We start from the raw sequence: 13,207 nt of genomic DNA on the forward strand, positions 1-13,207 counted from the left end.
TCTATGGTTATGAACCAGCTTCTTTTACATGATCAAATTAAAGATAGAGTTATTAAGTATCTTGAATAACTTACACACTTAATTTGACAAAACCGTACGACGAGTATGGTTGCTATAAACCATTTATTTTGAGCGTCTTTCATATTACTAATGTTGGCGCTAATTTTTTGATCTACTAAATTGATAATATCTTCTTTTAATGATTCAGATTCTATCATTCTTTGATGACTTTCACTTTTAATATCATTCTTCAATTCGTTTTTTACTTCTCTTAAAGAGCTTTCTATTAAATCAAATCTTGTGTTCATATGTTTTTCTAGCATTTGAAATTCTGCTCTAGTTACGTAGTCATTATTCATATATCACACCTCACTTTATATAAATCTACTATGAATGGTTTTATCGTTTTCAGTTTAAATTACATTAAATATTTTTTCACTTCCATATTATACATATATATTATACTACAATTTTGTATTGTTCAAAAGTTATTTTGATAACAACATAAAAAACCCTAACCGCATTCGGTTAGGGTTTTTAAAATTTGAGAACTCTTCTACTTAGCGTATTCAGTAGCTCTCATTTCCCGGACAACTGTCACCTTAATATGCCCTGGATATTGTAATTCGCCTTCAATTTGATCTTTAATATCTCTAGCTATTCTATGTGCTTTCAAGTCGTCAATATCTTCAGGAGAAACGATTACTCTAATCTCTCTACCTGCTTGTATTGCGAATGCTTTTTCAACACCTTGATAACCTTCTGATATTTCTTCTAATCTTTCTAAACGTTTCACATAATTTTCTAAAGTTTCTCGTCTAGCTCCAGGTCTTGCAGCACTTAATGCATCTGCTGCTGCTACCAGTATAGAAATAACTGATGTTGGTTCTACATCCCCATGATGTGAGTGTATTGCATTTATGACTGTATCATGTTCATGATATTTCTTTGCAAGTTCTACCCCTATTTCAACATGGCTACCTTCAACTTCGTGATCAATAGCTTTACCAATATCATGTAATAAACCTGCACGTTTTGCTAAAGTAACATCTTCACCTAGTTCAGCTGCTAACATTCCTGAAAGTTGTGCAACTTCTACTGAGTGTTTCAGTACACTTTGGCCATAACTTGTACGATATTTCATACGTCCTAAAATTTTAACCAATTCTGGGTGTAAGTTATGAATACCTAATTCAAATGTCGCTTGTTCACCTGATTCTCTCATTAGGTCATCCACTTCTCTTCTCGCTTTTTCAACCATATCTTCAATTCTACCTGGATGGATACGTCCATCAGATACTAAATTAGTTAAGGCTGTCTTAGCGATTTCTCTTCGAATTGGATCAAATCCAGATAAAATAACCGCTTCTGGTGTATCGTCTATAATTAAATCTACACCTGTTAATGTTTCTAAAGTACGAATATTACGACCTTCACGACCGATAATACGTCCTTTCATCTCATCATTTGGTAAATTAACTACCGATACAGTCGATTCTGAAGTATGATCTGCTGCTAATCTTTGTACAGTAATAGACAACAGTTCTTTAGCTTTTTTATCGACATTTGCTTTTAGTTCTCTTTCTTTTTCTTTTACAAGTACAGCAATATCATGTGACAGTTCATCTTCTACTTGTGAGAATTGCTCTTTACGAGCTTCTTCACGTGTGAGTCCGGAGATGCGTTCTAGTTCTTGTTCATGTTTCATTATTATTTCTTGAACATTACTCTCTTTTGCATCTACCTGTTGTTGTCGCTCTTCAATTTTAGCTTCTTTGTTTTCTAGAATTTCATCTTTTTTGTCTAAAAGATCAGATTTGCGCTCTAAATTTTCTTCTTTTTGAAGTAATCTTGCTTCTTGCTTTTGTAGGTCACTTCTTCTCTCTCTAATTTCACTATCAAGATGATCTCTAATTTGTTGATTTTCTTCTTTTGCTTCAATCAACTTTTCTTTCTTAAGACTCTCAGCTTCTTTATTAGCTTCACTTATAATATAGTGAGCAGACTGACGAGCTTGATCTTGCTTTTTCGTTAAGCTATTATGTGCGAAAAAGTATCCTACAACAACACCTAGAATAACTCCTAGCAAAATGAGTAAGAGGGTTAATAAGTCCACATAAACACCTCCTTCTATCTAGGTTCTACGTCTTATATATACAAAAATATGATTAAATGAAACTATGGAATCATACAACTCAATTGTACGTTTAAATTTGTACAAGTGTCAAGGACATGGACTTTAATTTTTAATTCTATTTTTTATAAAAAAACATTCTATAGATTACACAATGAAACGTAATCTATAGAATGTTTAATTTAATGACAAAATACTATTTAGTCTAATAAAGTTTCTTGTTCAGGCTCATTAGGTTTTTCTTCTTTTTTAGCTTCTTCTTTCTTCTTACCGTTAAAGCCTAATTGATCTCTTAAGATTCCATCAATTTCTTCAATAATAGCTGGGTTTTCTTTTAAGTAAGTCTTAACGTTTTCTTTACCTTGACCCATACGTTCTCCGTTATATGAATACCAAGCACCTGATTTATCTACAATATCAAATTCAACTGCTAAGTCGATTAATTCACCTTCACGTGAAATACCTTCACCGTACATAATATCAACTTCTGCTACTCTAAATGGAGGCGCAACTTTGTTTTTAACAACTTTAATTTTAGTACGGTTACCCACTACTTCTTGACCTTGTTTCAATTGTTCAGCACGACGTACTTCTAAACGAACAGAACTATAGAATTTCAACGCACGTCCACCTGGTGTTACCTCAGGATTACCGAACATAACGCCAACTTTTTCACGAATTTGGTTGATAAAGATAGCTGTTGTATTTGATTTAGAAATAGCACCTGATAATTTACGTAAAGCTTGACTCATTAATCTTGCTTGTAAGCCAACGTGTGTATCTCCCATTTCACCTTCAATTTCAGCTTTAGGTGTTAATGCAGCTACTGAGTCGACAATAACAATATCAACTGCACCACTACGAACAAATGCTTCTGCAATCTCTAAACCTTGTTCACCGTGGTCAGGTTGTGATAAATATAGGTTATCAATATCTACGCCTAAGTTTTTAGCATAAACAGGATCTAGTGCGTGCTCAGCATCAATAAAAGCAGCTACGCCACCTTGTCTTTGTGCTTCAGCGATAGCGTGTAAAGCTACTGTTGTTTTACCAGAACTTTCTGGACCATATATTTCAATGATACGTCCTTTAGGGTAACCACCCACACCTAATGCTTTATCAAGTGTGATTGAGCCACTAGAAACTGCTGATACTTCTCTACTTGTATTATCCCCTAGCTTCATTACTGCCCCTTTACCAAAGGATTTTTCCATATTCTTAATTACTGTATCGAGTGCTTTTTGACGTTCGTTCACGCGATAACCTCCTATATATATAAAATGAATTTACTTGTTTAATTAGCTATTATTACTATAAATGCTTTTGTTCTAAATTGCAAGCATAAAGCGAATATTTGTTCGTGTTTTTGTACGCATTTTTTAAAATTAAGCGAACATAAGTACCGATTTTATGAATTATTGCAAGTTACCTTAATTGGTTCAAAAACTTTATAAGTGCTATATTGCTTATTCTATCACGTCTTCCAGCATATGATTGACTTAATGACGAAATAAATTTTTCCCTTTTTTGCATATGTGAAATATATACTGTTGATTCTTTATGATCTTGTTTTAAAACGATAACACTTTCTACATTAAATGTTGATTTTAACTTATTAGCAATTTGTTCAATTGAATCATCTTGCCTAATATTCAACATTTCATCAGTCCATGAATTTTGTAAGAGATATGATTTTAAATATTGTTTGCTGTCTTTAGAAAGCTTAAGTCGCGCATTTAATACGCCATCTGTAATGCCATCATAGATAACAAGTGGTTGGTCTAATTCATTAAATACAGCATCTTCAACTGTTAAATCATCACTACCGTAATAAAATTCGCCGATTCTATTTAATATTTCTGTTTTAACAGGCTGGATTAAATCTATCGCTTGTTGTTTAGTATTCGCGTTAGCTGTAATACGAAGTGATACTTCATGTTGACCAGCAAGTGGTGCAATTGTAGGATTGGATTGATTATCTATTAAGTCAATCAACTCTGTTTCCAAACTAGATTCACCAATACCCATAAATTTCAACGACTCTGAAAAGATGACACGTTCTTCATTTAAGAAGAAAGGTACAAGATATTGATTGACCATTGGTTGAAGTTCTTTCGGCGGACCAGGTAATAATACGACTTTTTTGTCATCCACTTCTAAATACATGCCTGGTGCCATACCAAAGTCATTTTTAAGTACTTCACTACCTTCAATAACAAGTGCTTGTTGTCTATTGTTAGGTGTCATCGTACGGTTTGCATTTTTAAAATATTGTTCAATCTGATCCATAGCTTGTTTATTTGTTTCTAGCGATTTACCTAATACTTTACCAACAGTTTGTTTTGTTAAATCATCTTTCGTTGGTCCTAAACCGCCTGTTAAAATCACAACGTCATGATGCGCTAATTCTTCTTTAAAAGTACGTTCTAATCTTCCAGGATTATCGCCTACAGCAACGTGTCTCATCACACTTGCACCGAGTTCATTAAGTACTTTTGATATAAACTGTGCATTTGTGTTAGCAATTTGTCCTAATAAAATTTCAGTACCTACGCTTAAAATACTAACTTTCATACTTTTGCCTCCTACAGAAAAACCTACAAACGAAATGTTGTAGGTTAAATGTTGTTATTATTTTGATCCTTTAAATACATCTCTACCATGATAAAAATACTCTATACCAGATAGAATTGTAAAGAAAGTAGCAATATACATGAGCCATTGCCCAAGATTAATTTGCCATAAAGTAGAGAATGGTTCTTGTAATAGGATAAATACGATTGCAACCATAGTGACAGCCGTTTTAATTTTACCTAATTGACCAGCTGCACTTACAAAGCCTTGTTCAATTTGAAGTAATCTTAGACCTGTTACAGCAAATTCTCTAGCAATGATGATAATAGCAATAACTGATGATACTTTATCAAGTTCTACTAATGCAATTAATGCACTCGCTACTAATAATTTATCAGCTAGAGGGTCTAAAAATTTCCCCATGTTTGTAACAAGTTCCCATTTTCTCGCTAAATAGCCATCAAACCAATCTGTAACAGAAGCTAAAATAAATATAATACCAGCTATAAATTGTTCTATTCTCATTTCTTGTCCAAATAAGAAATGCATGTCACCCATATTAAAATCTACAAGTAAAAATAAAACAAATACAGGTATTAAAATAACACGTAATACTGTTAATTGATTAGGAATATTCATATTCGTTCTCCTTCTTTTCTTACAACTGCATAATAATACTATTATAAATCAATACTATATATAATTAAATGATAATTATTAATAATATCCATCCAATTAAACATATACCAAAGAACGTAACCATTTGTGTTATGAGTTTAGCTACCATTTTATTCTCTGATATTTCAGTTTGGCTTCTTTTTTCTTGCGTAAGCTGTCTAAAAGCTTCTTTAGCAGAAGGTGCTGTTTTAGGCAACTCACTTTGATGTTTATCAATTAATTCTGGTGCACTCATATTGATTGCCGAAGCATATTTCGTTATAAAACCTCTTGTATAATCGGGATTTGGTAGATTTTCAAATTCATTCTTTTCAATCATCATTAAAAATGGTCGTTGTATCTTTGTTTTTTCTTCAAGTTCAACTAAAGTCATCCCTAATTGTTCTCTTTTACTTCTTAACGTTTCTCCAATATATTTCAAATATATTCACCTCAAACAATTTATTCAAAAAATCCAAATCCATCTCCAAATGCCATATTGTCATTTGTAAATAAATCATTTTTATTTAATTGCTCATATGTAATTTCTTGGTCTTCTGTTTCTCTTAGTTCAATAATATAATCAAAATCTTCAAGGCTATATTCAGAGCGCTGTACAAATAAATCAGGATGTTCTACTACTTTAATTGTTGGTAAACTCATAACTTCTCTAACGAGTTGTTTATGCTTTTCGTCGGTTTGTTTAGACGTTACAGCCCCATCAATAATATAAACATTTTCATCACTATATTCACCTTTTAATAAAGAGCTTCTTACAGTTTGCTTAATAAGTGTTGAACTAATAAACAACCATTTTTTATGGGCACACACACTTGCGGCAACAACCGATTCAGTTTTACCTACTCTTGGCATACCTCTCACACCAATCAGTTTATGACGGTTCTCTTTAAACAGTTCTGCCATAAAATCAACTAGCAAACCTAAATCTTTTCTTTCGAATCTAAAAGTCTTTTTGTCATCAACATCTCGTTTAATATATCTACCATGTCTTACCGCTAATCGATCTCTTAAGCCTGGTGTACGTAATTTTTTAATTGTGATATCATCAATTTCTTTAACAATATTTTCAAAACGTTTAACCTTATTCATATCATCTGTCTTAATGAGTAGCCCTCTTCGGCCTTGATCGACACCATTTATCGTTATGATATTAATACCTAATATACCAAGCAAACTAGAGATATCCCCTAATAAACCTGCTCTATTTACTTGTATATCGTATTCTAAGTACCATTCTTTTTTAATGACTTCTTCCATAATAACCACCCCAATATTAAATATACCATCCTCCGTTTACACGAAGTACTTGACCGGTCACACTTTGAGATAATGGATTTAATAAATATCCCACAGTTGCCGCAACTTCTTTAGTTTGAACAAACCGACCTTGTGGTATTTCATCTTTTAATTGTGTTTGTGTAATTTCATCAAGTTCATCTGTCATTTTACCATGAACGACACCTGGACATATAGCATTTACTGTAATAGATGTTAAAGCAAGTTCTTTTGCTAAAGATTTAACAAAACCAAGTTGAGCAGCTTTCATTGTTGAATAGATTGTTTCGTAACTTGCACCAGTCTCACCCCAAATAGATGATATAACGATTATTCTGCCATTTTCACTCTTTCTAATATCATCAACAAATAATTGAACAATTTTTATGAGCGCATATACATTCAAATTATATTGAACATCAATATTATCATCTGTAAAATCTTGAATCGCACCAAATGACGATTGCCCAGCTGCATATATTAATTGATCAATATGTCCGATTGATGTTAAGGATTGTAAATTATCTTTGTTTGTTAAATCGAATTGTAGAAAAGTAACAGGTTGTCCGGCATACCTTTGTTTGAGTTCATTAATATTAGATTGATTATAATGCAGTATCACTTCATGCCCTAGTGATAAACATTCATCAACAATCGATAAGCCAATGTCACCACTACCACCAACAATAAATGTTCTAGCCATTTTGTTTCACCAAACGACTTTCTACAACATGATCAAAGTCTATTAATGAAGCCAATGTTTCTTGTACACTTTCTACTGTTATAGATTCTAAAATGTTTACAAGTTCAAATAGTTCGACACCTTCGAAATAGAATTTAGTATATTGATTCGCAATATATTCTGGAGAATTTAAACTTGATACAATTTCCCCTAAAGTTTGTTTTCTCACTCTTTCTAACTCTTCTGGAACAAATCCATTTTCAATATATTTCTTAAGTTCAGCTTTAACCGCTTCTTTAAATTCATGATGGTAATCAGTTGTCACAGCTAGAATTAAATAACTATATGTCATTTCGTTAGCAAATTGATAACCAAACGTATCGTCAATTACTTCTTTTTCTAAATTTGATTGATAAAATTCAGTTTGTTCACCAAACATTAAATCTAAAGCAATCATCATTTCCATATCATTTTTGACGCGAACTTTATCAGAAATTGTATTAGGCTTGAATTTATATGCCAACATTGATTTCTCTTGCACAATATCCATTTTCGTTTCGACATATGGTGTATGGACAGATGTCGGTTCGTCTATGGTTTTTCTCGTAATAGGTGGCATTTCATTCATATTTCTTTTATCTTCATGTTCACGCACTAATTGTATAGTCTCATCAGGATCAACATCTCCAACAATGATTAACACCATATTTGCTGGATGGTAAAACGTTTCATATGATAAATATAAATCTTCAGCCGTAATATCATAAATACTTTCAACAGATCCAGCTATATCCACTTGTACAGGATGATTATGATAGAGTGCACCTAAAGTTTGGAACATTAATTTATAATTCGGCTGTTCTTGGTACATTTTAATTTCTTCAGCGATAATTCCTTTTTCTTTTTCTACTGTTTTCTCAGTAAAATATGGGCTTTCAATCATCTTTAATAAACGAATAATATTATCGTGTACATTTCCTGTCGCACTAAATAAATAGCTTGTTCTATCAAATGTCGTAAATGCATTAACTTGTGCATCATTTTCAGCGAAACTTGTAAAGACATCCCCGTCTTCTTTTTCGAACAATTTATGTTCTAAGAAGTGTGCAACCCCGTCCGGAACAGTTACAAAATCATCTTTGCCATGTGGCTTAAATGTGTGATCAAGTGAACCGAAATGTGTTGTATATGTCACAAAAGTCTTTGAAAAACCTGCTTTCGGAATAACTACTACTTTTAAACCATTCTCTAAAGTCTCTTCAAATACAGTTTCATCAATCTGCTTATAATATTGATTACGCATTGTTATCACCTTCAGTCAGTATATATATTGTATCTAATTGTCCAAGTTGTGCGATCTTTTCAATGTCTTCAATAGTGATAGATTCAATTTCTTTAATCCACTCATCATAGTTATAAACGGATTGATATCTGGCATGTGTATGCAATAAGTCAATCATTTGTCGTTGCTTATCAAACATTTCTCGTGCGTGTGAGATTAAGACTTTCTTCGCTAAAGTCAGTCGCTCTGTTTCAATTTCACCTTGTTGAATATCTTTAAATATATTTAAAATTGTTTCTTTAGCAACATGTACTTTATCTTTAGAAATGCCACCAACTATATATAAGAATCCATTTCTTGCATCAATTTGAGAATGTATTGAATATGCTAAACTTTGTTTTTCACGTACTTCACTAAATAAAATAGAAGAAGCATCTCCACCAAGTAACATATTTAATACTAAGAACGAATAATATTCTTTAGAATGGAATGTTATTGGGAACCTATATCCCATATTTAATTTTGCTTGATCAATCTTTGTATAATCTACTATTTCTTTTACTTCTCTAATATCTTTTAATAATGTCGTTTCGATCTCTAATTGACTATTATGATCGAAATTAAAATATTCATGACACAATGATTTAACTTCATCTAATTCAACATTTCCAATAATATATGTAGATATCGCATTCTCATGTAACAAATCATGATATGTATTCACTAAAGATTCAGACGTTACATTATCAATATCTTCTAGTCGACCTGAAGCTAAATATTTATATGGCTCATCTTCAAACATATGATTCATAAATTGAATAAATGCACGTTGTGATTTGTTGTCTTCAATTGCAGTTAATTTTTTATGTAATAAAGATTTTTCTTGCTTCGTATATTTTTCGTTAAATTTTCCATTTTCAATAAGTGGGTTGAAAATCACTTCATGCAATAATTTAACGGCTTGCTCAAACAGTGGAAGTTCACTATTTAAATACTTTTCATTTACGATTTCAATACCAATTGTCATGATATGATTATTAGCTTGTTTATTGACATAGCTAAATAAATGCGCACCATATAAGTCCGCAAGCAAATTATTCATTTCTTTATCAGTTTGGTATTGTTTTGTAACACGTGTAATTAATTTACTTAAAATTGACCTAGATGTAATCGTCTCACTGTTTAATGGTGCTACAAATTTAAAAACGATAGTCGTTGTTTTAAATTTTTCAGTTGGTATCACATAAACGTCATTTGAAGATAATTGTATATGTTCTGTTGTTATCATAATAGATACCTCTCTTATATGTATGTATATAGAGAAACAAAGCAACAATTGTTACTTTGTTTCTCTCAATATATTTATTATATCCTATTTCTTGTAATTCGAAACTTTACAAGACTGCTTTTAAAATAATTTAGTGAATAAAGAACAGGTGTACCATGTTCGTTATAATGAACTTGTGTTAATAACATCATTGCATCATCTGGTTCAGAATTCAGTATTTCACTAATATATGGTTCATAACTAATAGATTCTATAGATGTATTAGCATGTGTTATTTTAAATTCTACTTTACTTTCAATTGCGGATAGAATAGATGAGTTGGATCGGTAGTCACTGCATGCAAATAAATCAGTAGCAATTTTATCTAAACAATAAACGACTGGCTCGCCATTAGCTGTACGTACTCTTTCAATTACTGAAATATATGCATCTTTTTCTAAGTTTAATACTTCTATATCTTTTAAAGTTGCAACTTCTTCATCTAAACTAATAAATTCAGTTCCAGCAACTTCACCATTTTTTTCTATCATTTTTGTAATACTTACTAATTCGTCTAATGGATAATAATATGGTTGTGTAGGTTTCACCACTGTTACGTCGCCTGTTTTTTGAGATAAAATTTGTTCCGTGACAAGTTCATGTATGGCTTTTTCGATTTCATCATAATTTATATTTAACAACTTTTTAATTTCAAACTCATTCGGAATAGCATCTCCCGGTTTAAGTTCTGCTGTTTGAATTTTTTCTAATATCCAATTTTTAACGAAATTTGTACTTGCATTTGTAGACATAATATCCCCCTATTCGTCTTGATAAATATCAACCAATACTTGTCTAGGTTTACTACCTGATTGAGGACCAATAACACCATTACTTTCCAAATCATCCATTAACCTAGATGCCCTATTATACCCTATTCTAAATCTTCTTTGTAATAAACTCGCACTTGCTTTTTGTTCTTCTACAACAAATAAATATGCTTCTTTATATAAAGCATCTTCACTTTCCATTTCATTTGTTTCAGTTGGTTCGTCAGGTTCCATCTCTTTAACATAGTTCGCTGTTTGTTCTCCAACAACATGTTGGACAACTGATTCAACTTCACCATCAGAAAGAAATGCACCTTGTATTCTTGTTGGTTTTGAAGAATCTCTAGATAAGAATAGCATATCACCTCTACCTAGTAATTTTTCAGCACCACCACTATCTAAAATTGTTCTAGAATCTGTTGCAGAACTTACTGCAAATGCAATTCTAGAAGGTATATTAGCTTTAATACTACCTGTGATGACATCAACAGATGGTCTTTGAGTTGCAATAATTAAGTGAATACCTGCTGCACGAGCAAGTTGTGCGATTCTCATAATGGATGATTCAACATCTTTACCAGCAACCATCATTAAGTCAGCAAGTTCATCAACAATGACGACTATATAAGGTAATTGTGCTTGTTTTTCTTCCATTTCTTGATTCGTACGTTCAATGAATTGATTATATCCTTCAATATTTCTTGCACCAACGTGTTGGAACAAGTCGTATCTTTTTTCCATTTCGGATACAATTTTTTGTAATGCTTGATTTGCCTTTTGAGGATTTGTAACAACTGGTGTTAATAAATGTGGTATCCCGTTATACACATTTAATTCAACCATCTTCGGATCAATAAGCATTAATTTTACTTCATGTGGCTTAGCATTCATTAATATACTTGTGATAATACCGTTAATACAAACTGATTTACCACTTCCTGTAGCACCTGCTACGAGTAAGTGAGGTAATTTGTTTAATTCTGCAGTAATCGGTTCACCTGAAATATCTCTTCCTAAAGCAACTTCAAGTTTATTTGATGTTGGTTTTGCCTCATTCAGTACTTCTTTCAGCGTTACCATTGAAATATGTTCATTAGGTACTTCAATCCCAACTGCCGACTTACCTGGAATAGGTGCTTCAATTCTAATATCTTTTGCTGCTAAATTCAGTGCAATATCATTACTCAAATTAACAATTTTATTTACTTTCACACCTTGAGCTGGCTGTACTTCGTATTGCGTAACAGCAGGTCCAATCCTAATTTGAGTCACTTTCGCATCAACATTAAAGTTTCTTAATGTAGCTTCAAGTAGTTTCCCTTTTTCTTGAACAGTCTTTTTAGACACTGATTGTGATTTAGGTGGGTCGATTAAAATCGTAATCGGTGGTAATTTATAATTTAAATTCTCAGTTTCATCTATTGTTGACTCGTTCATTTCAGGTTCATGATTTTCATGCTCTTTTTGAACCGTTTGTTTAGGTTGTTGTGCTCTTTTAGCAGCTAACTTTTCTTGTGATTCAAAGATTGGAATTTCTTCATTAGTTTGTAGTTGGTCATTTTTAGAAATTTCTTGAACTGGTTCGACTTCTTCTAAATGTGAAACGTCTTTAGGCTGCTCTTTTTGACGCTTCTCTTTTTCTAGTTGTTTAGCTTTCGCCTTCTCTTCTCTTTTTTGTTCAAGATTTGTCATTTTTGATTTAGTTTTACTTTGTGCCATATCAAATGCTGATTTCGTAATATCACGATGTCTTTTCTTCATGATTAAAATAACACTAGATAGTAAAACGAGTATCGTTAATAAACTATATCCAAAGACAGAAATAAGCTTGCTTATGACATTAAACGCATAATAACCAATATAACCACCACCGTTAAAGTAAAATGCATTTCGTTCTAAACTTGAATATGTTTCACTCAAGGTTGTCTTAAACGTTTTAAACGATGGATCTTTGAAATATAATACTAACTGCATAATGAATAGCAATGCTACTTGAAAGACGAGCAATCCATTTACTCTTCTTGTGAATTTTAATTTACCATTCACTGTTATTAATAGTGAAATAATCGCTATCAGTATATAGGTGAAATATTTTGAGAATCCAAATAAGAAATGAAAGAAGCTATCAATCATTAAACCTATAAATCCTAATTGAAAAATACCTAACACGAGTAAAAACAACACAATCATCTGTATGACGTATTTTAATGTATTATCTTTTTGCTTTTTCTTGCCACGTGTTGTTTTTCTTTTACGTGTTGCTGGCTTCTTCTTTTGTACCATTTTTGAAATAGCCTCCTTATCTATAATGCAAAAAGAGGCTGGGACATAAATAGATGTCTCAGCCTCATATAGTATGTAGGCAGTTAATGAACAAATAGCGTGTAAGACACATTATTTGTTCATCTTTGCCGAGATGGAAAAACCCATTATATTGATATAGAATTTAGTCTCATCTCTTGACTGTTAAAAATCATCCATAAAA

Annotated in this window: 12 protein-coding genes; all 12 read right to left on the reverse strand. The window is 32.0% G+C overall.

Going from position 1 to position 13,207, the window contains the following annotated elements:
- Window positions 1-32: 32 nt before the first annotated feature.
- The 12 genes from LQ693_RS05350 to LQ693_RS05405 all read right to left on the reverse strand — a co-directional run bounded on the left by LQ693_RS05350 (window position 33) and on the right by LQ693_RS05405 (window position 13,005).
- Window positions 33-359, reverse strand: coding sequence for a hypothetical protein (locus tag LQ693_RS05350; RefSeq protein ID WP_239702975.1), 327 nt, complete (start codon window positions 357-359; stop codon window positions 33-35).
- A 197-nt stretch (window positions 360-556) separates the two neighbouring features.
- On the reverse strand, window positions 557-2,116 hold the full coding sequence (gene rny, locus LQ693_RS05355; RefSeq protein ID WP_025905368.1) for a ribonuclease Y: 1,560 nt from the start codon (window positions 2,114-2,116) through the stop codon (window positions 557-559).
- A 218-nt stretch (window positions 2,117-2,334) separates the two neighbouring features.
- Window positions 2,335-3,348: a recombinase RecA gene (gene recA / locus LQ693_RS05360; protein WP_049319417.1), complete on the reverse strand. Its 1,014-nt coding sequence runs from the start codon at window positions 3,346-3,348 to the stop codon at window positions 2,335-2,337.
- Window positions 3,349-3,559: 211 nt separating this feature from the next.
- Window positions 3,560-4,708, reverse strand: coding sequence for a CinA family nicotinamide mononucleotide deamidase-related protein (locus LQ693_RS05365; protein WP_025905366.1), 1,149 nt, complete (start codon window positions 4,706-4,708; stop codon window positions 3,560-3,562).
- 57 nt (window positions 4,709-4,765) lie between these two features.
- Entirely contained in the window at window positions 4,766-5,347 is a 582-nt protein-coding gene (pgsA, locus tag LQ693_RS05370; protein ID WP_037587820.1) for a CDP-diacylglycerol--glycerol-3-phosphate 3-phosphatidyltransferase, read from the reverse strand.
- 64 nt (window positions 5,348-5,411) lie between these two features.
- Entirely contained in the window at window positions 5,412-5,807 is a 396-nt protein-coding gene (locus tag LQ693_RS05375; protein ID WP_037587819.1) for a helix-turn-helix domain-containing protein, read from the reverse strand.
- 20 nt (window positions 5,808-5,827) lie between these two features.
- Window positions 5,828-6,643: a YmfK family protein gene (locus tag LQ693_RS05380; protein WP_025905363.1), complete on the reverse strand. Its 816-nt coding sequence runs from the start codon at window positions 6,641-6,643 to the stop codon at window positions 5,828-5,830.
- A gap of 16 nt (window positions 6,644-6,659) precedes the next feature.
- Entirely contained in the window at window positions 6,660-7,364 is a 705-nt protein-coding gene (ymfI, locus tag LQ693_RS05385; protein WP_025905362.1) for an elongation factor P 5-aminopentanone reductase, read from the reverse strand.
- On the reverse strand, window positions 7,357-8,646 hold the full coding sequence (gene yfmH / locus LQ693_RS05390) for an EF-P 5-aminopentanol modification-associated protein YfmH (protein WP_239702976.1): 1,290 nt from the start codon (window positions 8,644-8,646) through the stop codon (window positions 7,357-7,359). The genes ymfI and yfmH overlap by 8 nt, the downstream gene beginning before the upstream one ends.
- A complete protein-coding gene (gene yfmF, locus LQ693_RS05395) occupies window positions 8,639-9,913 on the reverse strand; it encodes an EF-P 5-aminopentanol modification-associated protein YfmF (protein ID WP_107573156.1) in 1,275 nt (424 codons plus the stop codon). The genes yfmH and yfmF overlap by 8 nt, the downstream gene beginning before the upstream one ends.
- Window positions 9,914-9,990: 77 nt before the next feature.
- Window positions 9,991-10,704 carry a GntR family transcriptional regulator gene (locus LQ693_RS05400; protein WP_025905359.1) on the reverse strand — a complete coding sequence of 238 codons (714 nt, stop codon included), beginning with the start codon at window positions 10,702-10,704 and terminating at the stop codon, window positions 9,991-9,993.
- Window positions 10,705-10,713: 9 nt separating this feature from the next.
- Window positions 10,714-13,005, reverse strand: a complete 2,292-nt coding sequence (locus LQ693_RS05405; RefSeq protein ID WP_239743632.1) for a DNA translocase FtsK — start codon at window positions 13,003-13,005, stop codon at window positions 10,714-10,716.
- Between the last annotated feature and the right edge of the window lie 202 nt (window positions 13,006-13,207).

The organism is Mammaliicoccus sp. B-M6, from assembly GCF_022386965.1.
GTDB classification, from domain to species: Bacteria; Bacillota; Bacilli; order Staphylococcales; family Staphylococcaceae; genus Mammaliicoccus; species Mammaliicoccus sciuri_A.

Coding starts and splice junctions, on each gene's coding strand:
- LQ693_RS05350 (WP_239702975.1), bottom strand. CDS start 359: ATGAATAATGACTACGTAACTAGAGCAGAATTTCAAATGCTAGAAAAA.
- recA (WP_049319417.1), bottom strand. CDS start 3,348: ATGGAAAAATCCTTTGGTAAAGGGGCAGTAATGAAGCTAGGGGATAAT.
- LQ693_RS05365 (WP_025905366.1), bottom strand. CDS start 4,708: ATGAAAGTTAGTATTTTAAGCGTAGGTACTGAAATTTTATTAGGACAA.
- pgsA (WP_037587820.1), bottom strand. CDS start 5,347: ATGAATATTCCTAATCAATTAACAGTATTACGTGTTATTTTAATACCT.
- LQ693_RS05380 (WP_025905363.1), bottom strand. CDS start 6,643: ATGGAAGAAGTCATTAAAAAAGAATGGTACTTAGAATACGATATACAA.
- ymfI (WP_025905362.1), bottom strand. CDS start 7,364: ATGGCTAGAACATTTATTGTTGGTGGTAGTGGTGACATTGGCTTATCG.
- yfmH (WP_239702976.1), bottom strand. CDS start 8,646: ATGCGTAATCAATATTATAAGCAGATTGATGAAACTGTATTTGAAGAG.
- yfmF (WP_107573156.1), bottom strand. CDS start 9,913: ATGATAACAACAGAACATATACAATTATCTTCAAATGACGTTTATGTG.
- LQ693_RS05400 (WP_025905359.1), bottom strand. CDS start 10,704: ATGTCTACAAATGCAAGTACAAATTTCGTTAAAAATTGGATATTAGAA.
- LQ693_RS05405 (WP_239743632.1), bottom strand. CDS start 13,005: ATGGTACAAAAGAAGAAGCCAGCAACACGTAAAAGAAAAACAACACGT.